At 41.1% G+C, this 24,865-nt stretch carries 25 protein-coding genes; 13 read left to right on the top strand and 12 right to left on the bottom strand.

Features of this window, described 5'->3' with window-relative positions; all coding sequences use genetic code 11:
* Positions 1 to 9: 9 nt before the first annotated feature.
* Positions 10 to 732 (top strand): TrmH family RNA methyltransferase, encoded by a 723-nt coding sequence (locus tag AACM45_RS05830; protein WP_339141366.1) that lies wholly within the window; start codon positions 10 to 12, stop codon positions 730 to 732.
* A 27-nt stretch (positions 733 to 759) separates the two neighbouring features.
* Here AACM45_RS05830 and porT read toward each other — a convergent pair whose 3' ends face one another.
* Complete coding sequence (porT, locus tag AACM45_RS05825; protein ID WP_339141365.1) at positions 760 to 1,458, bottom strand: type IX secretion/gliding motility protein PorT/SprT; 699 nt, start codon at positions 1,456 to 1,458, stop codon at positions 760 to 762.
* A gap of 4 nt (positions 1,459 to 1,462) precedes the next feature.
* The gene (gene ubiE / locus AACM45_RS05820) at positions 1,463 to 2,191 is read right to left on the bottom strand and encodes a bifunctional demethylmenaquinone methyltransferase/2-methoxy-6-polyprenyl-1,4-benzoquinol methylase UbiE (protein WP_339141364.1); all 729 of its coding nucleotides are present in this window, start codon (positions 2,189 to 2,191) and stop codon (positions 1,463 to 1,465) included.
* Between the two features lie 177 nt (positions 2,192 to 2,368).
* Between ubiE and trkA the strand changes: the two genes are divergently transcribed.
* The 3 genes from trkA (at position 2,369) to AACM45_RS05805 (ending at position 6,425) form a co-directional block, all read left to right on the top strand.
* Positions 2,369 to 3,718, top strand: a complete 1,350-nt coding sequence (trkA, locus tag AACM45_RS05815) for a Trk system potassium transporter TrkA (RefSeq protein ID WP_339141363.1) — start codon at positions 2,369 to 2,371, stop codon at positions 3,716 to 3,718.
* Positions 3,718 to 5,208 (top strand): TrkH family potassium uptake protein, encoded by a 1,491-nt coding sequence (locus tag AACM45_RS05810; RefSeq protein ID WP_339141362.1) that lies wholly within the window; start codon positions 3,718 to 3,720, stop codon positions 5,206 to 5,208. Before trkA ends, AACM45_RS05810 begins: the two co-directional genes overlap by 1 nt.
* Positions 5,209 to 5,270: 62 nt before the next feature.
* On the top strand, positions 5,271 to 6,425 hold the full coding sequence (locus AACM45_RS05805) for a glycoside hydrolase family 5 protein (RefSeq protein WP_339141361.1): 1,155 nt from the start codon (positions 5,271 to 5,273) through the stop codon (positions 6,423 to 6,425).
* A gap of 50 nt (positions 6,426 to 6,475) precedes the next feature.
* Here the strand turns inward: AACM45_RS05805 and AACM45_RS05800 are convergent, their stop codons facing one another.
* Entirely contained in the window at positions 6,476 to 7,663 is a 1,188-nt protein-coding gene (locus AACM45_RS05800; protein WP_339141360.1) for a pyridoxal phosphate-dependent aminotransferase, read from the bottom strand.
* A gap of 15 nt (positions 7,664 to 7,678) precedes the next feature.
* Complete coding sequence (locus AACM45_RS05795; RefSeq protein ID WP_339141359.1) at positions 7,679 to 8,779, bottom strand: fatty acid desaturase family protein; 1,101 nt, start codon at positions 8,777 to 8,779, stop codon at positions 7,679 to 7,681.
* Positions 8,780 to 8,891: 112 nt separating this feature from the next.
* On the opposite strand from AACM45_RS05795, the gene rsmG reads away from it, so the two are divergent.
* Complete coding sequence (gene rsmG / locus AACM45_RS05790; protein ID WP_339141358.1) at positions 8,892 to 9,527, top strand: 16S rRNA (guanine(527)-N(7))-methyltransferase RsmG; 636 nt, start codon at positions 8,892 to 8,894, stop codon at positions 9,525 to 9,527.
* 44 nt (positions 9,528 to 9,571) lie between these two features.
* On the opposite strand, the gene AACM45_RS05785 is transcribed toward rsmG, so the two are convergent.
* The 6 genes from AACM45_RS05785 to AACM45_RS05760 form a co-directional block, all read right to left on the bottom strand.
* A complete protein-coding gene (locus tag AACM45_RS05785) occupies positions 9,572 to 10,084 on the bottom strand; it encodes a DinB family protein (RefSeq protein WP_339141357.1) in 513 nt (170 codons plus the stop codon).
* A gap of 74 nt (positions 10,085 to 10,158) precedes the next feature.
* Positions 10,159 to 10,812, bottom strand: a complete 654-nt coding sequence (locus AACM45_RS05780; protein WP_339141356.1) for a DUF4377 domain-containing protein — start codon at positions 10,810 to 10,812, stop codon at positions 10,159 to 10,161.
* Between the two features lie 162 nt (positions 10,813 to 10,974).
* Complete coding sequence (gene pruA, locus AACM45_RS05775; protein WP_339141355.1) at positions 10,975 to 12,603, bottom strand: L-glutamate gamma-semialdehyde dehydrogenase; 1,629 nt, start codon at positions 12,601 to 12,603, stop codon at positions 10,975 to 10,977.
* A gap of 70 nt (positions 12,604 to 12,673) precedes the next feature.
* Positions 12,674 to 13,060 carry a Co2+/Mg2+ efflux protein ApaG gene (apaG, locus tag AACM45_RS05770; RefSeq protein ID WP_339141354.1) on the bottom strand — a complete coding sequence of 129 codons (387 nt, stop codon included), beginning with the start codon at positions 13,058 to 13,060 and terminating at the stop codon, positions 12,674 to 12,676.
* Positions 13,061 to 13,062: 2 nt separating this feature from the next.
* Positions 13,063 to 14,289: a DUF3667 domain-containing protein gene (locus AACM45_RS05765; protein ID WP_339141353.1), complete on the bottom strand. Its 1,227-nt coding sequence runs from the start codon at positions 14,287 to 14,289 to the stop codon at positions 13,063 to 13,065.
* A gap of 15 nt (positions 14,290 to 14,304) precedes the next feature.
* The gene (locus tag AACM45_RS05760) at positions 14,305 to 15,549 is read right to left on the bottom strand and encodes a type IX secretion system plug protein (protein ID WP_339141352.1); all 1,245 of its coding nucleotides are present in this window, start codon (positions 15,547 to 15,549) and stop codon (positions 14,305 to 14,307) included.
* A 151-nt stretch (positions 15,550 to 15,700) separates the two neighbouring features.
* Here AACM45_RS05760 and AACM45_RS05755 point away from each other — a divergent pair, with 151 nt between their 5' ends.
* From AACM45_RS05755 to AACM45_RS05720, 8 genes are all read left to right on the top strand, one after another.
* Entirely contained in the window at positions 15,701 to 17,053 is a 1,353-nt protein-coding gene (locus tag AACM45_RS05755; protein ID WP_339141351.1) for a Na(+)-translocating NADH-quinone reductase subunit A, read from the top strand.
* Between the two features lie 2 nt (positions 17,054 to 17,055).
* Complete coding sequence (locus tag AACM45_RS05750; protein WP_339141350.1) at positions 17,056 to 18,324, top strand: NADH:ubiquinone reductase (Na(+)-transporting) subunit B; 1,269 nt, start codon at positions 17,056 to 17,058, stop codon at positions 18,322 to 18,324.
* Between the two features lie 2 nt (positions 18,325 to 18,326).
* Positions 18,327 to 19,076 carry a Na(+)-translocating NADH-quinone reductase subunit C gene (locus AACM45_RS05745; RefSeq protein WP_339141349.1) on the top strand — a complete coding sequence of 250 codons (750 nt, stop codon included), beginning with the start codon at positions 18,327 to 18,329 and terminating at the stop codon, positions 19,074 to 19,076.
* A gap of 1 nt (position 19,077) precedes the next feature.
* Positions 19,078 to 19,725 (top strand): NADH:ubiquinone reductase (Na(+)-transporting) subunit D, encoded by a 648-nt coding sequence (locus tag AACM45_RS05740; RefSeq protein ID WP_339141347.1) that lies wholly within the window; start codon positions 19,078 to 19,080, stop codon positions 19,723 to 19,725.
* 13 nt (positions 19,726 to 19,738) lie between these two features.
* Positions 19,739 to 20,479 (top strand): NADH:ubiquinone reductase (Na(+)-transporting) subunit E, encoded by a 741-nt coding sequence (nqrE, locus tag AACM45_RS05735; protein WP_339141346.1) that lies wholly within the window; start codon positions 19,739 to 19,741, stop codon positions 20,477 to 20,479.
* A gap of 1 nt (position 20,480) precedes the next feature.
* Positions 20,481 to 21,788, top strand: a complete 1,308-nt coding sequence (gene nqrF, locus AACM45_RS05730; RefSeq protein WP_339141345.1) for an NADH:ubiquinone reductase (Na(+)-transporting) subunit F — start codon at positions 20,481 to 20,483, stop codon at positions 21,786 to 21,788.
* Between the two features lie 75 nt (positions 21,789 to 21,863).
* On the top strand, positions 21,864 to 22,235 hold the full coding sequence (locus AACM45_RS05725) for a Na(+)-translocating NADH-quinone reductase subunit F (protein ID WP_339141344.1): 372 nt from the start codon (positions 21,864 to 21,866) through the stop codon (positions 22,233 to 22,235).
* A 6-nt stretch (positions 22,236 to 22,241) separates the two neighbouring features.
* Positions 22,242 to 23,243: an FAD:protein FMN transferase gene (locus tag AACM45_RS05720; protein WP_339141343.1), complete on the top strand. Its 1,002-nt coding sequence runs from the start codon at positions 22,242 to 22,244 to the stop codon at positions 23,241 to 23,243.
* Position 23,244: 1 nt separating this feature from the next.
* Here the strand turns inward: AACM45_RS05720 and AACM45_RS05715 are convergent, their stop codons facing one another.
* On the bottom strand, positions 23,245 to 24,009 hold the full coding sequence (locus AACM45_RS05715) for a class I SAM-dependent methyltransferase (protein WP_339141342.1): 765 nt from the start codon (positions 24,007 to 24,009) through the stop codon (positions 23,245 to 23,247).
* 11 nt (positions 24,010 to 24,020) lie between these two features.
* On the bottom strand, positions 24,021 to 24,824 hold the full coding sequence (map, locus tag AACM45_RS05710) for a type I methionyl aminopeptidase (RefSeq protein ID WP_339141340.1): 804 nt from the start codon (positions 24,822 to 24,824) through the stop codon (positions 24,021 to 24,023).
* Positions 24,825 to 24,865: the final 41 nt, after the last annotated feature.

Raw genomic sequence — 24,865 nt, 5'->3', positions numbered from 1 at the left:
TGATTTCGTATGGTTAGCAAAAACCAACTAAAACTGATAAAAAACCTACATCAAAAAAAATACCGAAATCAGTATCAGCTTTTTTTTGTGGAGGGAATAAAGACCGTCAATGAGTTGTTGAAATCAGACTTTGAAGTCGATGGCTTATATGTGGTTGGGGATAGTGCCGCACAATTTTCAAGTTTGGCGACATCGATCATTTCAGAAAAAGATCTCAAAAAGATAAGCGCCCTTCGCAGCCCCAGCGGTGTGCTTGGGGTATTTAAAATGCCCAAACCAAAGAAAGTGCTTGCCCAAGATTGGATTGTCGCGCTAGATGAGGTGAGGGATCCCGGAAATTTGGGGACGGTGATAAGATTATGTGATTGGTTTGGTATCGAACATCTGATATGTTCAAAAGGGACGGTCGATTGCTATAATCCGAAAGTCTTGCAGGCAACAATGGGTTCCATAGCTCGGGTAAATATAGTATATGAAGATTTGGGTGCACTGATTGAAGGGACGGAACTGCCTGTTTTCGGGGCTTTCATGGATGGGGCTAATGTCCATCATGAAAAATTACCTGAGGCGGGTATATTGATTATGGGTAATGAGGCTAATGGAATTTCAGATGCCGTTGCACAGAATATCCAAAAAAAAATCGGCATTCCCCAATTCGGTGATCCATTAGCCGAAAGCTTGAATATTGCAACGGCAACAGCAATTCTTTTAAATGAGATTAGAAAAGGGTGAGATGAAGGGAATACTTAAAGGTGGTTCTTACTCAAACGTGAAATTTATAAAAATGCCCCTGGTCCTCATCGCTGCTATATTTCCAGTCCATGGGCTATTGGGATCTTCATCCCTTACTAATTCATCGGTTAGTGCGAACACACCGCGTATAGATGGGGTAAATTTGAAAAATTCGGTGTAGAAGTCAATACCAAAACCAAGTTCGTAGCCGTATACATTTGACGTCATTCTAAACTCGCCACTAAAATTGTCTGCTAAACTATCTTCGTTTGCACCGAGGTTTATTGACGTATAGCCCCCACCGATAATAAAGGGTTTCATATTATTGAAACGTCTGGTACTGACCTTTAAAAGCAACGGGAATCGAATATAGGTCGATCTAACCTCCCTTAGGGCATCAACTTCATTGTCAAACCCAGGAAACCCTAATAACCTAGAGGTGTACAAAAGTCCAGGTTCAAATCTAAGGTCTAAAAATTCATTGAATCGCAACTCGCCCAAGACCCCGACATTGAATCCCAAACTTTTATCGACCAAAATATCTTCGCCGACATCTTCCCGATACTCAAATTGAAAGTCATATTGATTAAAGCCAAGGTAATAACCGAAGTTTATCAGCTTTTTATCCTCATTCTGAATATTGATAATGGGGTCTTTTCTAAACTGGGCCGACGCAGTGCTGCTGGTCAAAACAACCAGGGCAATCAGAAACAGGGCATTTTTCATTTAATTATTTTGAAGCTACATATATTGTCGCTACCCCTAATGTTTGGGGCCTATGTTCTAAAGCTATAAACCCGATTTTTGCCAAAATATTGTTGAACTGTTCACCATATGGGAATACGGAGGCTGATTCTGATAGATACCTATATGCAGATTGGTCTTTGGAAAACAATTTACCTATCACCGGTAGTACGAATCTAGAATAGAGGTGATACCCTTGTTTAAAAGGCGTTTTGGTGGGTATCGAGGTTTCCAGAACGGCAAAAGTACCTTTAGGTTTTAGAACGCGATAAATTTCTGCTAGCCCTTTTTCGAGATTTTCAAAATTTCGAACGCCAAAAGCAACCGTAATCGCATCAAACGAATTATCTTCAAAAGGGAGGTTCTCGCTATCACCCACGATCATGGTAATCGTATCGTCAAGGTTTTTTTGAACGATCTTGTTTTTGCCGACCTCCAACATTCCGGTAGAGATATCAAGACCTATGATTTTTTTGGCCCCGGTATTTGCCATTGCTATTGCCAAATCTCCAGTACCTGTTGCAATATCTAAGATGGATTCTGGTTTTGAGGCACCTATTAGCCTTACCACGCGATTACGCCATTTAATATCAATGCCTAATGAGATGACCCTGTTGAGCTTGTCATAACTTCCTGAAATGGTATCGAACATTTTGGTTACCTGTGCTTTTTTACCAAGCTCAGAATCTTTGTAGGGCCTTACGTTTTTAGACATTCAAACAATTTTTTCGCAAAGATACGATAAGCCAAAAAAGGGCATTGGGCATTAAGAATAAAATAATATGTAATTTTACGCGATAAATACAAGTAGCAGTATGGGATATGGCCAAGCGCAAACAAGCCCAAAGATTCTTTCCGAAGACATTTTTAGTTTAAAATTATATTTTAGGTAATGAAAATAATCATTGCAGGAGCGGGTGAGGTAGGTTTTCATTTAGCTAAATTATTATCGTATGAAGCCCAAGAGATAACACTGATCGACACCGACAAAGAGAGTCTTTCATATGCTGACAATCATTTAGATATAAGGGTTTTGAAAGGTGATGCCACAAGTGTGGAGGTCCTTCAGGATGCCAATGTCGAAAGTTCAGATCTGGTCATCGGTGTTACGGCATCAGAAACCACTAACTTGACCTTGTGCTTGTTGGCGAAACAATTGGGGAGTAAAAAAACCATTGCTAGAATTTCAAATACCGAGTTTATCGATAATAAAGAGCTGATCAAGTTCGAACAGCTCGGTATCGATGAATTGATCTCACCGGAAGAATTGGCTGCAACGGAAATTCAATTGCTATTACACCAATCTGCATTTAACGACACCTATGAGTTTGAGGGTGGACTGTTGACCATGGTTGGCATGTTCTTGCCAAAGTCAGCACCTTTTGTGGGTAAAATGGTGAAAGAAGCCGCGAATATCTTTCCAGAATTGCATTTTATGCCCATTGCATTGCAGCGAATGGGTACCCAATATACCTTGATACCTCGTGGAGATACCGTTTTTAAAGAAGGCGACCAAGTCTATTTTATTACATCGGCAGGTGGTGTTGATGAACTTCATAAACTTACTGGTGTTCAGAAAAAGCAAATAAAGAATGTGATGATATTGGGGGGCAGTAAGGTCGGTTTTAAAACGGCACGCGACCTATGCGCAAATCGATTTAATGTCAAATTGATAGAAAAGAGCAAAGAGAAATCATTTGATATTGCCGATAACCTTCCCAATGCCTTGGTGATCAATGGAGATGGCCGTAACGTTGAGTTACTTGATGAAGAGAGTCTTGAGTCTATGGATGCTTTTATCGCCGTTACCGGGAATTCAGAAACGAATATCATGTCATGTCTGGTGGCAAAATCAAAGAAGATAAAGAAAACCATTGCGCTCGTTGAGAATATGGATTATTTCGAACTTTCACAATCCATAGGTATCGATACCCTTATCAACAAAAAACTGTTGGCCGCAAATAATATTTTTAGGTACATCAGAAGGGGTGAGGTTTTGGCATTGACGCGATTGAACAATTTAAATGCCGAGATATTGGAGTTTGAGGTAAAAGCCAGCTCAGCTGTAAACGGCGAGTTGATAAAAGAACTTGATTTTCCAAGAGAGGCGATTATTGGCGGCGTTATCAGGGATGGTGAGGGCATAATAGCCTTAGGTGATTTTAGGATAACCCAAGGTGATAAAGTAGTGGTATGTTGTCTGCCTAAAGCAATACCAAGAATAGAAAAGCTCTTCTTATAATGCGGTTTAATTTCAGGATCATCATACATATTATGGGGCTTTTAATGCTCTGTAATGGTGCTTTTATGCTTCTATCGGCATTTGTAAGTGGGTTTTATAAAGATGGCGCTACAATGGATATCAGTATGGCCGCCATCGTGACCCTGCTCGTCGGGGTCATGGCAATGTTTTATACCAGGGGTCATCGCAAAGAGGTGAATCGAAAAGAGGGATACCTCATAGTCACTTTTGGTTGGTTGATCATGTCGCTGTCAGGGGTCTTACCCTATATTTTTTCGGGGGCAATACCTTCGGTCACGGATGCGTTCTTTGAAACGATATCGGGTTATACTACGACAGGTGCATCTATTTTAAACGATATAGAATCATTACCTCAAGGTATTTTGTTTTGGCGTAGCCTTACCCATTGGATCGGTGGCATGGGAATCATTGTTTTGGCAATCGCAATCCTTCCCTTGTTGGGAATCGGTGGAATGCAGCTGTTCGCAGCAGAAGCCCCCGGCCCGGGCGGTGATAAGCTACATCCAAGAATTACCGACACGGCTAAAAGGCTTTGGCTGATTTATGTAGGCTATACCGTGGCAGAAACGGTATTGCTGAAATTGGCCGGAATGTCATTTTTTGATGCAGCAAATCATGCCTTGGCAACCTTATCCACTGGTGGATTCTCAACAAAAAATTCGAGTGTCGCTTTTTGGAACAATGAACCGCTCATTCAGTACATTATCATTGTTTTTATGTTTTTGGCAGGGACCAACTTTGTAATGAGTTATTTTGCCTTTACCGGTAAAATACAGCGTGTTCTGAAGGATGAGGAATTTAGGGTCTATTCTTTCTTTATAGTCGGCTTTACGATTATTGCGGCCCTAATCGTTTGGTTTCAAGCTGACGTGCCGGTCTCTGACTATTATCCACAAGTATTGGGAAAGGCTGAAAGTGCCTTTAGGCATGGCCTATTTCAAGTATTGGCAATTATCACGACCACCGGTTTTGTTACGGCCGATTTTACCAATTGGACCCCTTTTTTGACTGTTTTCTTTTTTGGTTTGATGTTTTTAGGGGGATGTGCAGGTTCCACATCGGGGGGTATAAAGGTAATGCGCCATTTGTTGATTATAAAAAATGGGTTGTTGGAGTTTAAAAGAACCCTGCATACCAATGCAATAATTCCGGTACGCTACAACCAAAAGACCGTGACCGAACATATTGTTTATAACATCATCGCTTTTTTTGTCTTATACATGCTTTTGTTCATAATAGGGGCATTGGTTTTAGGGTATTTGGGCCTTGATTTCGAATCTGCAATAGGGGGCGCGGCATCGTCATTAGGTAATGTAGGGCCGGCTTTGGGTGATTTAAATCCGGTAGTGAATTTTAGTGAATTACCCGCATTCGGTAAATGGTGGTGTGGCTTTTTAATGCTTTTGGGAAGATTGGAACTTTTTACCGTACTCATTATCATGACCCCTTATTTCTGGAAACGGATTTAGGGAGTACCAAGAAATCAATCTAAGCTGTAGTTCGTATTGGCAGCGAAATTAATATAAGGAATATGGGGAAAAAGTATTCAAGCATAATAACTATGGTGGGTATGTTACTGTTTCAAGTTGGCTTGTTGTCATGTGGATCTAGTACTACCGAAATTGCAATTGTTTCGAATGATGAAGAAAAAGAAAATCCGGATATCGAGCCAATCGCTGAAACATTTTCGGGTACAATACGTGATATCAGCTCTTCTGAATTGGTAGCCGAAATGGGGATAGGCTGGAATTTGGGAAATAGCTTTGATGTAATTTCAAAAGATAAGACCGATTGGGGTAATCCGTTACCAAATGGAAACATTATAAAAACGGTTCATGAAATTGGCTTTAAAACCTTGCGTGTGCCAATAACGTGGCGATTTAACCAAGAAGATATAGCACCATACATTATTGAAGAAGCTTATTTGAACAGGGTGCAACAGGTCGTGAACTACGGTTTAAAAAACAAGATGCATGTTATCATCAACGTACATCATGATGAAGAATGGGCCAAACCAACCTTTGACAATGAAGAAATGGCTAAAGAGCGGTTGCGGAGTTTATGGACACAAGTCGCGGAAAAGTTCAAACCGTATGGCGACTCCTTAGTATTCGAAATATTGAATGAACCACGTCTCATTGGTTCTGACAACGAATGGTCTGGTGGCACCCAAGAAGGCAGACAAGTTTTGAATGCCCTGAACAAGACAGGTGTCGATGCTATAAGGTCAACGGGCGGCAATAATGAAAAAAGACATTTGATGATTCCCACGTACGCCGCTAGTACCTTACTGATTGCCATGGATGATTTGGTTATCCCCAATGATGATGCCAATATTATCATTTCGCTTCATAGTTATTTTCCATGGTCTTTTGCAGGCTTGGCCCAAGATCGATGGGGTTCTGATAGCGATAAAACCCAGTTACGGCAAGAATTTGACAGAATAAGGGATAAATGGATGGTACAAGAACAACGTGCCGTGATTTTGGGCGAGTGGGGCAGTATTGTTGATAACGCTAAGGACGATAGATTGGACTATGCAGGGTTCTATGTGAAAGAGGCCACTTCAAGGGGCTTGCTGACAATAGTTTGGGACGATGGGGGAAACTTTCAACTGTTGGATAGAAATAGTTTAACCTGGGTACACGGTGAAATAGCTGAAATGATTATACAATCCGCCAAATAGCAATAAAGCCGTCTTGAATTCCACTTGGTTTTAAACGTAGGTCACTTCTGCTAGAGTACCGATTTTATTCTCGAAACGGCTTCTGTAATCTCTTCTTGTGAAGCGGCATAAGAAATTCGAATACATTTCGGATTGCCAAAAGCGTCACCAGTTACCGTAGCTACATTCGCATGCTCAAGAATATACATCGCAAAATCTGAGGCATTGTTGATTTTGGCACCGTTTAATGTCTTCCCAAAATAAGCGGACACATCTGGAAACACGTAAAAAGCACCCTCGGGCTCATTACATTGAAAACCATCGATTTCGTTCAGTAGACCCAAAATTAATTTTCTCCGCTCTTTGAACTCATCGACCATATATCGAACACGATCGGGCGACTCTAACAAAGCGGTTATGACGGCGCGTTGTGCAATACAATTGGCACCACTGGTCACTTGCCCCTGCAGTTTGTTGCAAGCCCTGGCAATGTAAGTTGGCCCTCCGATGAAGCCAATTCGCCATCCTGTCATGGCGAAGGCTTTTGCAACACCATTAACAGTAACCGTTCTATCGTACATATCATCAAATGCCGCCATTGAGGCATGGGACGTTACGCCATAATTGATATGTTCATAGATTTCATCACTGACTACGATAATCTGCGTATGTTTTTGTAAAACATCTGCCAATGCCCGCAACTCTTTCTCACTATAAATCGAACCACTCGGATTACATGGCGAACTGTACCAAAGCATTTTGGTCTTTGGGGTAATCGCCGTTTCCAATTGTTCGGCGGTCATTTTGAAATCGGTTTCAATGGAAGTCGGTACCTCTACCGGAACACCGTCCGCCAGTTTTACTATATCGCTGTAGCTCACCCAATACGGACAGGGTAGAATTACCTCGTCACCTTTATTCAAACAAACTTGGGCGACATTGTAGAGTGCTTGTTTTGCTCCTGTTGAAACCACAATTTGAGAGGCTTCATAGTCTAAACCGTTATCCCTTTTGAATTTTGTTATTACGGCTTCTTTAAGCTCACCATACCCATCAACCGGGGTGTATGAATTATACCCATCATTTACTGCCTGTATGGCGGCTTCGCGAATATAATCCGGTACTTTAAAATCTGGTTCACCTAGGCTTAATCCAATGATATCTTTGCCTGAAGCTCTTAATTCCCGTGCCTTAGCGGCCATTTCAAGGGTTGCGGAAGGGGTAACACTGTTAATCCTATCCGATAGTTGGTTGCTCATTTTCAATTGAAATTTCTAATACTGTAATGCAGGTTGCCTGCCCAATTCCTTTAAGTGTTGAAAATGTGAAATTATGGCTTTTCTAGTGGTTTTATATTCATTGTAGGGCAAATTGAACTCCTTGGCCGTTTGTTTCACAATTTTCGAGATTTTTGTGTAATGGACGTGACTGATATTTGGAAAAATATGATGTTCCACTTGATGGTTCAAACCACCTGTGAACCAATTTACGATTCTATTTTTTGTGCCAAAATTCACCGTTGTGAATAATTGGTGAATGGCCCAAGTGTTTTTCATGGTGCCGGTAGCATCAGGTAAAGGTGTCTGGGCATCATCTACAATGTGCGCCAATTGAAAGACGACGCTCAAAATAACCCCTGCCACATAGTGCATGATAAAAAAGCCAAGTAATATTTGCCACCAGGCAATATCGACCAACACCAATGGTAACACAATCCAAATAGTGATATACAATGCTTTTGTGACGACCAAAGTGCTCCAATTGATAACAGGGCTAGGTAGTTTACCATAAGAAAGTTTTCGTTTCATATAGCGATACATTTGCTGAAAATCAGTGGTAATGGCCCAATTGAACGTAAGTAACCCATATAAAAAAATGGAGTAAAAATGTTGGAATTTATGGTGTTTCTTCCACTCGGCATGTTTTGAGAAGCGAAGGATACGGCCTGCCTCCATATCCTCATCATGTTCATGGATATTGGTATAGGTATGGTGCAGTACATTATGTTGCACTTGCCAATTATATACATTCCCCGCTAAAATATAAATACTACTTCCCATTAATTTATTGACCCATTTTTTATTGGAGTATGCGCCATGGTTTCCATCATGCATAACGTTCATACCAACACCGGCCATACCGACGCCCATTAACATGGATAACAGTACATAAGCCCAAAAAGGAAGGTTCAAGGTCAATATTAAGAAATAAGGGGTCAAAAACAAGGCAAACATGATAATGGTCTTTAAATGAAGCTTCCAATTACCTGTTTTTTTGATTTTATTTTCAGCGAAATACTGATTGACGCGTTTATTTAGAGTCCTAAAAAATTGTGCTGAATCTTTTCTAGAAAAACGAATGGTCTCTTTAGTCATAAAAAAAATTTATACAAAGGTACTAATTTGAATTCCCGCATAAGTTATGGTTTACTTAAAACCGGTACACGGGTCTAAAAACATTATTTTTATCCAAAATAAGGCAATGTCAATGAATGTTGAAATAATTTTTAAATATTTTAGGACACTCAACGAAGACCAAAGGGCGCATTTTTCGGGGTTGGGGTCACTTTATCAGGATTGGAATCAAAAAATAAATGTTGTCTCTAGAAAAGATATCGATGAATTGTATCTGCGTCACGTTCTGCATTCCCTCGGGATTGCGAAAATTCAACAATTCAACGAAGGTGCCCATATTTTGGATGTTGGTACAGGGGGCGGTTTCCCTGGCATACCCTTAGCCATTCTTTTTCCGCAGACCAAGTTCACTTTGGTCGATGCCATCGGTAAAAAAATCAAGGTAGTACAAGAGGTAATCGACGGATTACAATTGGATAATATTTCGGCGCACCATACGCGTGTCGAAGATCTAGGGGGCCAGTTTGATTTTATCGTGAGCAGGGCCGTTGCCGCCATGCCAACATTCGTGCACTGGACAAGAGGAAAAATAAAGAAAGATTCTGCCCATGAGCGCAGAAACGGAATTCTATACCTAAAAGGCGGCGATTTGACAGATGAGCTGAAAGATTATAAAACGGCACAAATATTCGAGTTGAAAAATCATTTTGAAGAAGATTTTTTTGATACCAAGAAAGTAGTGTACCTACCCCAAAAATTTAAGAAGTAAAAAAGGCGCAAAAAGCGCCTTTTCCATACTTTAAAATGAATCACTTATTTGCTCCATGGTGGTACGACCCCATTAGAACGTGCGTAGGCAATAAGTTGTCCTTTATGCTCACCATTATGTTCCATCATGGCCAAAAGTCCACCCATTTTGTTCATTTTGGCAAAGCCAAAATCAACTTCCGTATCCAAGTCCTCATTTTCGACCTTCATAATCGTGCCTAGCACGAATTCATTTGATTTTTTAAGAGCGGCAATAATATTATCCTTGCCGGTGATTTTTCCGATAGCCATCATATCGACATCCTCTGGTGGGGGAAATCCCATTTTCATGGCAAGGTAGTAATTGGCCCCAGCAACATGCAAAAGTGCTTCGCCAACTGAATTCACCCCTTCTGATGGTCGCCAGTCGTATTGATCTTCAGAAAAGGCTTCGGCCAATTGTACGACCTGAGCCTGATTGCCCGTTAGAACACCTTTAATGGTAGTTTGGGCTAAATTGTCTTGTGCATGCGTCAAAACGACGGTCATGAGCATGCATAATGCAGTTAATTTCTTCATTGTGATCTTGATTAAGGTTGTTGTATATTAAAAGAGGTATAAATTTAATCAAAAACTACTTAAGTATGAGGGGTCTAGAAATTTGGTTGGCAAACAAAGTTGTCGGGCTGCCAGACAATTTTCATATTTTCCAAATCCTCAAATTTTATGTTGTCATTACCCAAATACCCTATAATACTCCCGACACAGTCGTAAACGAGAATAACTTTATTTACAAGCGGATTACAGTCCCAGTATAGAAAAACAGGTTCATCTTGAATCTCAGCTTGGGCTATATAACAATACTTCATATCTTCCGTGGGGTTAAGTTCCCTTTGATTGATTTCAAAGCGCAGCCAATCAAGATCTTCGACAGCATTATCAAAACTACAGGTCACCGCTACTTTGGAAATTACGCGAACAAGTTCATATCTCAAAGAGGAACCGTCTGCCGGTGGGTTGTCTATAGTGGTTCTGTTCACTTCGAGATTATAGACAAAACCGGGTTCAAATTCAAATCCATCGATTTCTGAATAGAAGAAATTCCAGTCATCAGAACCTAACCTGTCACCCTCTTGCACAAGTAAGCATTCTTGCGTAAAAAGACCCTCACATATGCTGGTAAAATAATTGACCCTGTGGTTGGTGCCTAAAGGTATTTCTTCGATCAAGACAGTGTTGTCGTCATTTTCTGAACAAGAGGTAAAAGCAACCAAAAGTGTTGCAAAAAGTAGGATTCGTTTTTTCATGATGAGTATTTTTATTTAAGATGGGTATTTAAAAAAGGGTTGCGGCCTGTAATGTTATGATTTTGGTTGCACCATTAGGATCTTGGCGTCTACCAAAAGCTATCTCAATAAAAAAACCGCTCAAATTACTTTGGCGGTTTATATTTTCGATTCAAAATGTGTCTAGCCTAAAAAAGGATAACGGTAATCTTCAGGGGTAACAAAGGTTTCTTTGATCAAACGCGGGGATACCCAACGTAATAAGTTTTGTGCGGAACCCGCTTTGTCGTTGGTGCCCGATGCCCTTGCACCACCAAAAGGTTGTTGCCCTACGACAGCACCGGTAGGTTTGTCGTTAATGTAAAAGTTGCCGGCACAGTTTTGAAGTGCTTTGGTAGCCTCATCAATGGCGTATCTATCTTGGGCAAGGACCGCACCCGTTAATGCATATTCAGAAGTACCATCTACGAGTTCTAAAGTTTTCGACCAAGCACTATCCTCATAAACGTAAACGGTTACTACAGGTCCGAAAAGTTCAGTTTCCATCGTGGTATAGCTTGGGTCTTTGGTCACGATTACCGTGGGTTCAATAAAATACCCTTTTGATTTGTCATAACCACCCCCAGCAAAAATTTCCGCATTATTGTCCGCCTTTGCCTGGTCAATGTAGTTTACCAGTTTGTCAAAAGAGCTTTCGTGGATTACAGCAGTGATAAAGTTGCCCATATCTTCAGGTGACCCCGGTTTATTAAAACTTTCGATATCCGTTTTCACCAGACCTAAGATTTCATCAGCAGTGGATTTTGGTAGATATACCCTAGACGCGGCACTACATTTTTGTCCTTGAAACTCAAAAGCACCCCTTACAATAGCTGTGGCCACCTGTGCAGGTTTCGCCGTTGGATGTGCAATAATAAAATCCTTGCCCCCTGTTTCCCCTACGATTCTCGGATAGGTCTTGTATTTGTGGATGTTTGTTCCGATTTGTTTCCACAATTCCTTAAATACATGTGTGGATCCCGTAAAGTGGATTCCTGAAAAATCAGGACTTGCCAAAACGGTCTCGGTAATCATAATGGGGTCACCCATGACCATATTGATGACGCCATCGGGCAGCCCTGCTTCTTTAAAAACATCCATAATGACTTTTGCGGAATAGACTTGACTATCGCTAGGCTTCCAGACGACAACATTGCCCATCATAGCGGCACTTGCGGGTAAGTTACCTGCAATGGCCGTAAAGTTAAAAGGGGTTATGGCATAAACAAAACCTTCTAGCGGACGATACTCCACACGATTCCAAATTCCCTCGGCAGAATCAGGCTGTTCTTCGTAAATGTTCGACATATATTCTACATTGAAGCGTAGAAAATCAATAAACTCACAAGCCGCGTCAATTTCAGCTTGGTGTATGGTCTTAGATTGTGCCATCATCGTGGCAGCGTTTATTTTGGCGCGGTAAGGCCCGGCAACAAGCTCTGCTGCTTTTAAAAAGATAGCTGCGCGTTGTTCCCAAGTCAGGTTTGCCCAAGCATCCCTTGAGCTCAAACAGCTTGAAATGGCTTTTTCGATATGGCCCTTTTCGGCAGTGTGGTACTGACCCACCACATGTTGGTGTTCATGCGGAGGGGACATTGGTCTTGTGTTTCCGGTTTTAATTTCTTCGGAACCTATGTATAAAGGCACTTCTACTTGACCGTTATAATAGGCTTTATATTGCTTGAGTACGGCCTCACGTTCTGGAGTACCAGGAGCGTAACTTTTGATAGGTTCATTGAACGCTGTTGGAACTTGAAAAAAACCTTTGCCCATGTCGGAATATTTTATGTGTTAAATTCCGGCAAAGGTAGTGAAAGCAAAATCGAGAATAAAATGAAAATGCTTAGTTCATAGCAAACGGAGCGGCAAATTTGAAGGTAGGCACCTCGACTTCGAATTCTTCGGTAGAAGCCAAATCCACCATTCGATAATGACCCCGCATTGCGCCGATCGGCGATGCCAATAAACATCCAGAACTGTAGGTATGTGATTTGCCCGACCGTATAACGGGTTTTTTACCTATGACACCCTCACCATCAATGGTTTCCATTTCTTTTAGGGAATCAAAAATATCCCAATGCCGTGCAGTCAACTGAACGGTTTCCTTGCTTTGATTTTCAATGGTAATCGTATAGCCGAATGCATAGTGCATTTTATAGTTTTTAAAGAAGGTGCCCTCAAAACTGGTCTGTACCGATACCTTGATTCCTTTAGTGACTTGAGTTATCATATTCAATAGGTAAAAACGCTTCCTGTAAACAGTAAGATTATCGTTATAATCGCTAAAAAAGCAAAAACTGAGTTCAAGAACAAATATTTAACAATCGTTTTAAAAAGACCTTGGCCGTAAAACTTTCGCATTGCCTGAAACAGGTATATCGAAAATATGGTTCCAAAAATCCCCGTGGTCTCCCAGCCGAACAATGTGTCAATCATCAGGCTAAGGATGAGCAAGATAAATAATAACGATTGGGTATGGAAACTAAAGATCAAATGATCGGTATAGGTGTATTTTTTACGGATGTATACCACATAAAGAAAAATGGTGAAGATGGGTAGAAAGAAGAAAATCACAAAGGGTAGCTTTGCCAAGGTGTCATTCAACCATGTGCCTGGTTGTGCCAATGCCTTTAACGAGCTTTTTGATCCATTAAAAGCCATTTTGGTGCCCCAGTTATCATCAACTGCGTATTTTTCCCGGGCTTCTTCAAAAGTGGCAATGGAGTCCCGCTGTAGCATTTTCCAGAAGAATTCCATTTTGGCAAAAAAGGTATCCTCCCCAGATTGCTTGAGTTGGGTGATGTATGCTTTCGGATTTGCCAATAGTAGTGAATCGGCCTTTTGTTTCTTTCGAATACCTTCTTTCATAAAATACTCCAAAGAGTCCAGCCCTTTCATACCTTTCCGTATTTCGGGGTCAATGTTCTGAAGGGAATCGAGTCCACGAAAAGCGACGTTCAAGGGATCTGTGCGTTGAATACTATCGGTATTTCCTGAAATCGAATCATTGGTATCGATCGTAAATGAGAAAGGCCCGGTCTGTCTCATCCTTTCATTGAGTTTGAGATTATCAAGATTTGATGAAACACTATTATTATAAGTGGCCATAAGAAAGTAAAGAAAGGCTAAACTGAGCAGAAACCGAAACGGGTTGGTGTAAGAGACGCGCTTACCATTGATATAGTCTTTGGTAATGGTGCCGGGTTTTACCAACATGGTATAGAGCGTTTTCAAGAGTTTTGAGTCATAGTTGACCAAACTCGAGAAAAACTCGTCAAAAAAGTCTTTGAGCACCAGTTTTTTGGTGCTGTTGGCTTGAGAGCAGTTGGGGCAATACTTGTCACTCACATCTAAAACATGACCGCAATTCAGGCATTCGGTCCCTCGAAATTTGAGTTCGTAGCGTCCTTTTGATATTATGGATTTCGATTCCTTTTCCTTCTCGGCCAAGTTATCCATGGGCAATACCTGTGGTTAATTACTGATTGTTTCTGAATTTACTGATCCAATCCCGATAATACCGTCAAAGAACTCGCCAAAGTCACGGTAATAAATCAAAATTAAATAATTGTTTTCCGTGAAATGAAAGTCCCCACTGATGGCATTGCGCTCTAAAGTGCCATCTTCGCGCTCTACCACGTATTTGTAATTGTAAAAACCTTGCTTGATGGGGTAGGTAAGCTCGAGATTTCCGGTGTCTGGATTATACGTCATCAGGTTTTCCTCACTCAAATCATAGTTGTTGAACTTGCCATAGACATAGACTTGGTCCAAGCCTAATTTGGGGTCATAAGGCAAGAAAAAATGAACCTTGGTATATTCTGCCTCCCTCGATATGTCTTCACCTTGCAACGTTCGTACTACAAAATCCCCGTTGATATCAGGAAAAAATGTGTAGGGTTTTTCATTTCTAAATTCATTGGGAAACAAATAATGATGATACACTTCTTTAAAATCAATACTTGATATTGCGAAAGTCGGGGTCCTTAAATCTTTGGTGTCAAAATTCAGAAATTCATTACCTCCATAAAAACTGGTTTCCTTATCATATCTGTAGACCAACTCATTACCCACGGTGAATTGTGGTTTTACATTATACAGGGCGGTTGGCCAATAGTGATTTTGAATTACCGCCACTTTCACCTCTTTTTTAGGATTTACCACAGGAAAACCAGCAGTATTGACGGTAAATTGAACTACCTGTTTTTCATTTAAAAACTCAAAATCCCTTGAACGTCTTACCACGCCTCCGACGGTTACCAAATCTTTATAAACTACAAAGCGCCTTGTGAATTGCAGCTCTTGATAGGTATTGTAGATCTCAAGTACGTAATTTCCGGTGACTTTGAGTTGCACCTCGTTATTCGGTATCGTCAAACGATAATTGGAATAGGGTTGTAGGGTGTTGTAGCTATTTTCATAATCTATGATCCGTTGATTGTCCATGCCGACAATATATTGTGATTTTAATAATTGCGAGGGTGTCCAATCGTAATCACAATGTATGATCTTGTAGTAATAATCCTGCTCACTGGCAGTTAGGTCATCAAATTCCAAATACATGGTCTCGCCCAGCTTGATAACCGGAAATTGATCTTCGGTAGGACCTTTGAAAATGATGGTCTTGATATTTGGTGGGGGATTGATTTCTTCCTGAACTTGCCCAAAAACACAGAATGATGTTAACAAGTATGGAAAATGTTTAAGTAAAAAACGCATTTACGACCAAGTTTTGGGGTAAAGGTAAACAAAAAGTATGCCTAACAAACGAAGCTCGTTATAATCCCAAATTTCTAGATAATTATTATACTTTTTAGCGTTTTAGTAGTAAATTTGCATCCAATTTTGTTAACAAAAGGTCTACACTAATATGTCCAAAGACATCCGAATTAAGAAAGGGTTGAACATCAATCTTGTCGGGGCTGCTGAACAGAATACCTCCAAAGCCGTTTTGAGTAATGTATACGCATTGAATCTTGATGATTTTCATGGAATAACCCCTAAGTTATTGTTGAAAGAAGGTAGTGAGGTTAAAGCGGGAGAACCCATTTTTTACAACAAGAACATCGAGGAAATGCAATTTGTCTCTCCGGTTAGTGGAGAGATAGTTGAGGTTATAAGAGGCGCGAGAAGACGTATTCTGACCATTAAGATTTTAGCGGACAAAGAACAAGGTTTCCATGTTTCAAAAACATTGGATTTGGATAGCGTCGACGCCGAAACGGTTCGAAAGACCCTTTTGCAATCGGGTTGTTGGCCTTTTATAAAGCAACGGCCATACGATATTATCGCAAATCCCGATGCCACGCCCAAAGCCATATTCGTCTCTGCACATGCTACAGCGCCTTTGGCTGCTAATGTGGACTATGCATTAAAGGGAAAAGAGGCGGAGTTACAAGCTGCTATAACGGCATTGGGTAAATTGACCCCAGGTAAGATCCATGTGTCGGTAGGGGATACTTCGAGTTCTATTTTTACCGCCATCAATGGAGTGACCTTGCATAAAGTTTCAGGTCCGCATCCTTCTGGTTTGGTCGGCACGCAGATCAATAAAATCGATCCTATAAATAAAGGGGAAATGGTTTGGACCATCTCACCCCAAGACCTTGTCATAATGGGTGAATTTTTATTGACCGGTAAATTTAATGCGGAACGGGTCGTTGCGTTGGCAGGTTCGGCGGTGAAATCCCCAAAATATTACACTACCAAAATCGGTGCGGAGATCTCTACCTTCTTGTACGCCAGTGGGGTCAATGATGAAAAATTTAGATTGATCAACGGTGATGTGCTGACCGGACATAAGACCGCGCCAGATGGTCACTTAGGATTCTACAATAACACGGTTACGGCGATTCCTGAAGGGGATGATTACGAGTTTTTCGGATGGAACAAACCGGTCTTCAATAAAATCTCGTCTACTAGGGCACTTACGTTTTCTTGGTTGAACAAAAACAAGAAATATGATCTAGACACCAACACCAACGGTGAACATCGTGCATTTGTGGTTACCGGTAAGTACGAAGAGGTCTTTCCCTTGGATATCTATCCATTACAGCTTTTAAAGGCATGTATGGTCAAAGACTTGGATGAGATGGAACAACTCGGTCTATATGAGGTTGCTCCTGAAGATTTCTCATTGACTGAATTCATTTGTATTTCGAAACAACCCCACCAACAAATAATCAGGGAAGGACTCGACTTAATGTATCAAGAAATCGGATAAAAATGGGCATGAAAGAAAAATTACATCAGTTAAAGCTAAAGTATCAGGGTAAAAAAATGGCACCTGCATTCAATGCATTGCATACATTTTTATATACCCCAAACGAAACTACCCACTCAGGTGGGCATGTTCGTGCAGTAGACGATTTAAAGCGTACCATGAATACCGTTATTTTGGCATTGGTACCGTGTTTGTTGTTCGGTATTTTTAATGCAGGCTACCAACACTATTCAGCCATAAATGGTTTTCCTTCCGATTTTTCGGTGATGGAGCATTTTATTACTTGGGATAATTTTTGGTTAGGCGCGATTACCGTATTGCCATTGGTAATAGTTTCTTACGGGGTAGGCTTGCTCATAGAATTTATCTTTGCGGTCATCAAAGGGCATGAAGTGGAAGAAGGTTACCTGGTTACGGGTATGTTGGTACCCTTGATAATACCTGTTGATACCCCACTTTGGATGTTGGCCGTAGCAGTAGCTTTTGGGGTAATCATCGGTAAAGAGGTTTTTGGCGGTACGGGTATGAATATCTTGAACCCTGCACTGACCATTCGCGCATTTTTATTCTTTGCATACCCAACTTGGATGAGTGGTGATAAGGTCTGGGTCCATGGCGCAAAAGAAGGGATGACCCAAGCTGGTTCGACCGATGCCATCTCTGGTGAAACGATTTTGGGTTATTTGGCCCAAGGTAATGCGAGCGAATTTTCATATTCGCTTTCCGACATGTTCTTTGGCTTCATTCCTGGTTCCGTAGGGGAGACATCAACTTTTTTGATTCTGCTTGGTGGGTTGTTTTTGATTTTTTCCAAAATAGCCAGTTGGAGGATTATGGTCAGTGCGGTCTTAGGTTCTTTGGCCATGGGGCTGATTTTTAATGGCGTTGTGGATGCAGGTTGGATTCCTGATTACAGCAAGTTTTACGGATTAATGCAATTCGATTTTTGGAAACACCTTATCGTTGGAGGCTTGGCATTCGGAATCGTATATATGGCAACAGACCCGGTAACGGGTTCGCAGACCAATAAGGGAAAATGGGTATATGGGTTTTTAATAGGCTTCATATCAGTCATGATACGGGTTTTCAATCCGGGGTATCCAGAAGGTGTTTTCTTGGCGATACTTTTAATGAACGTATTCGCGCCGACCATTGACCATTATGTGGTTCAGGGTAACGTACGAAAAAGAATGAAGCGATTGAAAAATGCAACCATCTTTCCAAAGCCCTCAGATGGCAAAGCGGAAGAACTTAAAGCAGAAACTGTTTAAATATGGCTATCAATACGGATAAAAACGGGTACACGGTCGTTTTTGCGATTATCATGGTTATCGTAGTGGGTTCATTGCTGGCTTTTTTGGCCTCAGGACTTAGTGAACGCATCAAAGAGAACGAACGATTTGAGAAACAACAGAATATTCTTTACGCCATGGGGGTAAATGAAAATACCCCAGATAGTGGTGTAAATTTCATTCCCACGGATGTCGTCGAAGAAAAGTTCAATGAAAACATAACGGAACAATATGTACTGATCGATGGTGAAATCAAAAAAGATGATGATGCCTTTTCTTTAGACGTCAAGAAGCAAATTGACGCTTTCAAAAAAGGTGAAGAGGCCAAACTTCCCATATTTGTTGGTGAAAAAGATGGCGAGAAGATTTATGTGCTTCCAATGTACGGTAAAGGTCTTTGGGATGCCATTTGGGGTTATATCTCCGTAGACAAGAACATGGTCGTTCAAGGAGTGTATTTTGATCACAAGGGTGAAACAGCTGGTTTAGGGGCGAATATCAAATTGCGGTTCTTTATGGATGATTTTATTGGGGAGTCCCTTCTGGATGATGGTAGTTACTCTGGTATAACGGTTTCAAAGACCAATAACGACCCCTTGAACAACGACAAAGAAGATAATGAAGTGGATGCCATAGCGGGATCTACGATTACAGGAAATGGGGTTACCGCTATGATAAAGGAGACCTTAAAAGCCTACAAACCTTATTTAGAAACAATCAGAACAAATTAAGATGGCACTACTATCAAAGAAAGATGCAAATCTAATTCTAGACCCACTAGCGGATAATAATCCTATTACCATACAGGTATTGGGTATTTGTTCTGCCTTGGCGATTACCGCCGAATTAAAAGCCTCATTGGTGATGTCCATCTCAGTGATTTTTGTGATGGGCGTTGGTAACGTGGTCATCTCCCTAATGCGAAACCTTATTCCCTCAAAAATCAGGATCATTGCGCAATTAATCGTTGTGGCCACACTGGTAATTGTGGTAGATCAAGTTTTAAAGGCTTTCGCTTACGAACTTAGTAAAACACTGTCGGTATTCGTTGGTCTTATCATAACCAACTGTATCATCATGGGTAGGTTTGAAGCCTTTGCCTTGGGTAATGGTGTATGGCGCTCGTTTTTAGATGGAGTCGGTAATGCCTTGGGATACGGCTTAATTTTGGTTATGGTAGGATTCTTTAGGGAACTTCTAGGCGCGGGAACCTTGTTTGGAATTCCGGTTTTGGGTGATCCAATTGCGAAGACCGGCCTATATGCCATTGGTTATGAGAACAATGGATTTATGATTATACCTCCTGCGGCACTTATTGTGGTGGGGGTCATCATTTGGGTACAGCGTTCTAGAAATAGGGCATTAATTGAAGAAGCATAAATAGAAGAAGATTATGTTAGAGCATATAGAATTATTTTTCAAGTCCATTTTTATAGATAACATGGTATTTGCTGTGTTTTTAGGAATGTGTTCTTATTTAGCGGTTTCTAAAAAAGTAGCCACTGCGGTAGGGCTCGGGGCGGCCGTTATATTTGTTTTAGCGGTAACCGTGCCCCTAAACTGGTTATTGGATCAATATTTGCTTCGTGATGGGGCATTGGCATGGTTGGGTCCCGAATATGCGGATTATAACCTGAGTTTTCTTTCCTTCATTATGTTTATTGCTACTATCGCGACGATGGTGCAGTTGGTAGAAATCGTGGTCGAGAAGTTCTCACCATCCCTATACAACTCCTTAGGTATCTTTTTGCCGTTGATAGCAGTAAACTGTGCTATTTTAGGTGGGTCCCTATTCATGCAGGCAAGGGACATCCCTTCATTGGGGCTTGCCTTAAACTACGGCATTAGTTCTGGTATTGGATGGTTTTTGGCGATTTTGGCGATTGCCGCCATTCGCGAGAAAATTAGATATTCCAATGTTCCGCCGCCACTGCGTGGTTTAGGAATTACCTTTATAATCACAGGCTTAATGGGTATTGGTTTTCAAAGCTTTGGTGGTATGTTGACAGGTGATAATGATCCACCTGAAACTACGGAGCAGACCACCGCTGAAAAAATTGAGGAAGAGAAAATAATTAAAGAAGAGATTGATGACAAAAAAGCGGTCTCTTATAACGATGTAATAAACGAATAAAATGATATTAGCTACAAGTACCGGTGGTACCATTCTGATAACCGTAGTTGCATTTTTGATATTGTTATTGCTTTTGGTAGCACTTTTATTGTTCACCAAAGAAAAGCTTTCACCTTCTGGTCCGGTAACGTTGACCATTAATGGTGAAAAGAAAATTGAAGTGGCCTCAGGGGGTACCTTACTGTCGACCTTGGGCAATCAAAAAGTATTCTTACCATCGGCTTGTGGTGGTGGCGGTACCTGCATTCAGTGCGAATGTCACGTGTTGTCAGGCGGTGGGGAGGCTTTGCCTACGGAAACACCCCATTTTTCAAGAAAAGAATTGCAACATGGCGCTAGGTTGGCTTGTCAGGTTAAGGTAAAGCAAGATATGGATATCACGATACCCGAAGAAGTATTCGGTATCAAAAAATGGCCGGCCAAAGTAGTCCGTAACTATAATGTAGCTTCCTTTATCAAAGAATTTGTTGTTGAAATTCCAGAGGATATGGGCTATAAAGCTGGTGGTTACATTCAGATTGAGGTTCCAAAATGTGAGGTGAAGTTTGCTGATATGGATATTACCGCACATCCTGAAGAGCACGATACCCCAGATAAATTTCAAGCTGAATGGGATAAGTTCAATCTTTGGCCCCTTGTGATGAAAAATCCTGAAATGGTAGAAAGGGCCTATTCAATGGCCTCTTTCCCGGCTGAAGGAAGGGAGATTATGTTGAATGTGCGTATTGCCACGCCGCCATGGGATCGTTCTAAGAATGGATGGATGGATGTCAACCCTGGTGTAGCTTCATCGTATATCTTTGGCTTAAAACCTGGGGATGATGTCGTTATCTCCGGACCTTACGGTGAGTTCTTCATCAACGAATCGGACTCTGAGATGTTATACGTTGGTGGTGGTGCTGGTATGGCTCCGATGCGTTCACATTTGTACCATCTCTTTAAAACCTTGAAGACCGACCGAAAAGTTACCTATTGGTATGGTGGTCGTTCGAAACGTGAGTTGTTTTATTTGGATCATTTTTACAAATTGGAAAAGGAGTTTCCGAATTTTAAATTTTACTTGGCCCTTTCAGAGCCTCTAGAGGAGGATAATTGGAAGGTAAAAGAGGATATAGACGCTCCAGGTGACGGTTTTGTTGGTTTTATACATAATTGTGTGATTGATAATTATCTGAACCATCACGAATCCCCTGAAGATATTGAGCTTTATTTCTGTGGCCCCCCGCTAATGAACAAAGCTGTCCAAAAAATGGGTGAAGACTTCGGAATACCTGATGAACATATTAGATTTGACGATTTTGGAGGATAGGCCCGAAGACATATGGTTACTCATAATACTATAAAATACAAGCCGATACCTTTCCGTATCGGCTTTTTCAATTAAATGGAACAACGTAAACTTACAGCACAAGAATTGCATAACCTGGCCATGAATATTGTGGGGAAGGAGCTCGAAAAGAATGGCTACGAATTTTTGGCAGTGAATAGCGAGCTAAAGAAGAATCCACAATTCGTATGCACCAAGAATAAAGAAATGAGTTTTGTGGTTGTAAAAAGCATTGAATATCCTGGCGACCCAAAGGATATGGAATTTTTTAAGGCAGACCTGCATAAAATGCGTGACCATGCCTTAAAGTTTGAGGCGCGTACATTCTATGCTGCGGTCGGCTTGGTCAATTCCAAAGATTATAATTTACCGGTATATCTGAACGAAGCGTATGTGGTGGACTATGATGGGCTGGTCGAGATTAAATAATGTGGCATGAAGAAAATAGCAGTGTTTTTCGTTTTTATGGTATATAGCTGTAGCCCTCCAAAAAATTGGGTGAAAAACCGGAATATGGGCAATGCCTTCGGAACCACCTATTCCATAACATATCTTACGGCTAGTACGGTGGATTTTCAGAAAGAGATCGATTCCGTTATCAACGTGGTTAACCAATCGATGTCGACCTACATGTCCGATTCTGATATCTCAAGGATAAATGAGGGAAATTCAACGGTGATTGTGGATGATATGTTTAAAGAGGTTTTTGCGATTTCTTCCGAAGTGTATACCACTTCTAAAGGCTATTTTGATCCTACCATCGGAATTCTGGCGGATGCATGGGGTTTTGGTCCGGGAGAACAAATAAAACTTGACAGTGTCAAAGTGGATAGCCTACTTAATTATGTGGGATGGGACAAAGTTACGTTACGGGAGGACGGAACTATAAAAAAGCAAGACCCTGAGATTAGATTTGACTTTAACGCCGTCGCAAAAGGATATGCCATAGACAGGTTGGGGGCGATGTTAGCTACAAAAGGAGTTTCCAATTACTTGGTAGAAGTAGGGGGTGAGGTATTGGCAAAAGGCACCAATACTTTAAAACAAAAGCCGTGGGCAGTAGGCATTGATAGCCCTAATAATTTACTGAAGCGTGGTACTGCAGCAATTATCAATCTAAAAGATAAAGCGTTGGCTTCTTCTGGTAACTATCGAAAATTTCGGTTCGATGAAGAAACTGGCGAAAAGTATGTGCACACGATAAACCCGTTAACCGGTTTCACAAAAAATTCAAAAGTCCTTGCAGCGAGTGTTATTGCCGATGATTGTGCCACCGCTGATGCCTATGCCACTGCTTTTATGGCTATGGATTTAGAAGATTCCATTAGCTTATTGCAAAAAAGCCCCCACTTACAAGCTTATATCATCTATTTGGATGAAGATGATACGTTACAAACCTATTTGACCGATGGTTTTCAAAAACTTCTGGTAAAGTAGTTCATTTACGCACCAAAGGAATGATTTCCCCTTTTGCCAGTCGGTAACGGTCCACTTCCTCAGTGGTCAGTTTTGAGGTATAATCGACTTGTTCTACTTTGAATCCGGCATTTTTCAACTTGTCAAAATAATCTTTGCCGTAAATGCGAACATGGTCATATTGTCCAAAAATTCGTGCGCGTTCTTTTCTATCAGTGATGCTATCATCTTCAAAGGTAGTCTCGCGGCTTATGTCTTGCGGAATTTGAAAAATGCCCCAACCCCCTGGTTTGAGTACCCGGTAGAGTTCTTTCATCGCTTTGGCGTCATCGGGTATGTGCTCTAATACATGGTTACATAGAATAACATCGTAAGCGTTACTGTCAAAAGGAAGGTTGCAAATATCCGCTTTGACATCGGCTAGGGGGGAATTTAGATCCGTGGTCTGGTATGTTATGTTATCGAGCTTTCGAAAACGCTTGTAGAATGCCTGTTCAGGCGCAAAATGAAGCACTTTAAGTTCGTCTTTAAAAAAATTGGTCTCGTTTTTTAAGTATAGCCAAAGTAGTCGATGCCTTTCCAGTGATAAGGTAGATGGTGATAGTACCCCTTCCCTAGGGTTTTCATATCCGTAAGGCAAAAACTTACGAAAACCTTTGTTGTCGATGGGATCGACATACTTCTTGCCCTTTAGATAAAGGGCCAACAGTGGCCTTACCCAATAGCTTATTTTAATAAGCCAAGGCCGCGGAACAAGGTTCAGAAAGTATTTAAAGACTCTGGACACGTTTGAATGATTTAGTGTCTAAATTCTTCTTCCTCATTGGAAGTAACCCCCAAGGCATCATAGATATACTTAAAAGTGGATAGTAATTGTGGTTTTCCATCCACTAAGGCAACATCATGCTCAAAATGTGCGCTAGGTTTGCCATCAGCCGTCAAGATGGTCCATCCATCCCTAAGCTGCTTGATTCTTTTGGTGCCCATATTGATCATGGGTTCAATGGCGACGACCATTCCGTTTGCGAATTTTTTACCACGCCCCCTTTTTCCATAATTGGGCATTTGAGGGTCTTCATGGAGTTTTGTGCCCAGCCCATGGCCTACTAGTTCACGAACTACACCATAACCATGGCTTTCACAATAGTTTTGAATGGCAAAACCTACATCACCAACGCGATTGCCTAGTTTGAATTCCCGTATTCCAATATATAGCGATTCTTTGGTGACCCGCAATAGTTTTTTGGTTTCTTCAGCTACTTCCCCAACTTCAAAAGTATAGGCGTGATCACCATAATACCCATTTTTGAGCGCACCACAATCAACGGAAACCACATCCCCTTCTTTCAATTCTTCGTTATTGGGTATGCCATGTACTACTTGGGCATTCGGACTCCAGTTTAGGGTGTTGGGAAAATCGTACATGCCCAAAAAACCTGGTTTGGCCCCTTGTTCACGTATGAATGCTTCGGCCATTTTATCCAACTTTAACGGATTGGCTCCCGGTTTGATTTCAGAAGCCAGCATACCCAACGTTTTCGATACGACCAATGCGCTTTCACGCATTAATTCAATTTCTTCAGCTGTTTTGATTTTGACCATAGCCGCAAAGATACGTGGAATTGAAAAATCTCAGGTAATAC

Origin of the sequence: Croceitalea sp. MTPC5 (genome assembly GCF_036985505.1) — a bacterium.
Taxonomy (GTDB): Bacteria; Bacteroidota; Bacteroidia; order Flavobacteriales; family Flavobacteriaceae; genus Croceitalea.
The sequence above is the reverse complement of the archived record's forward strand: the minus strand, read 5'-3'. Positions and strand labels throughout refer to the sequence as shown.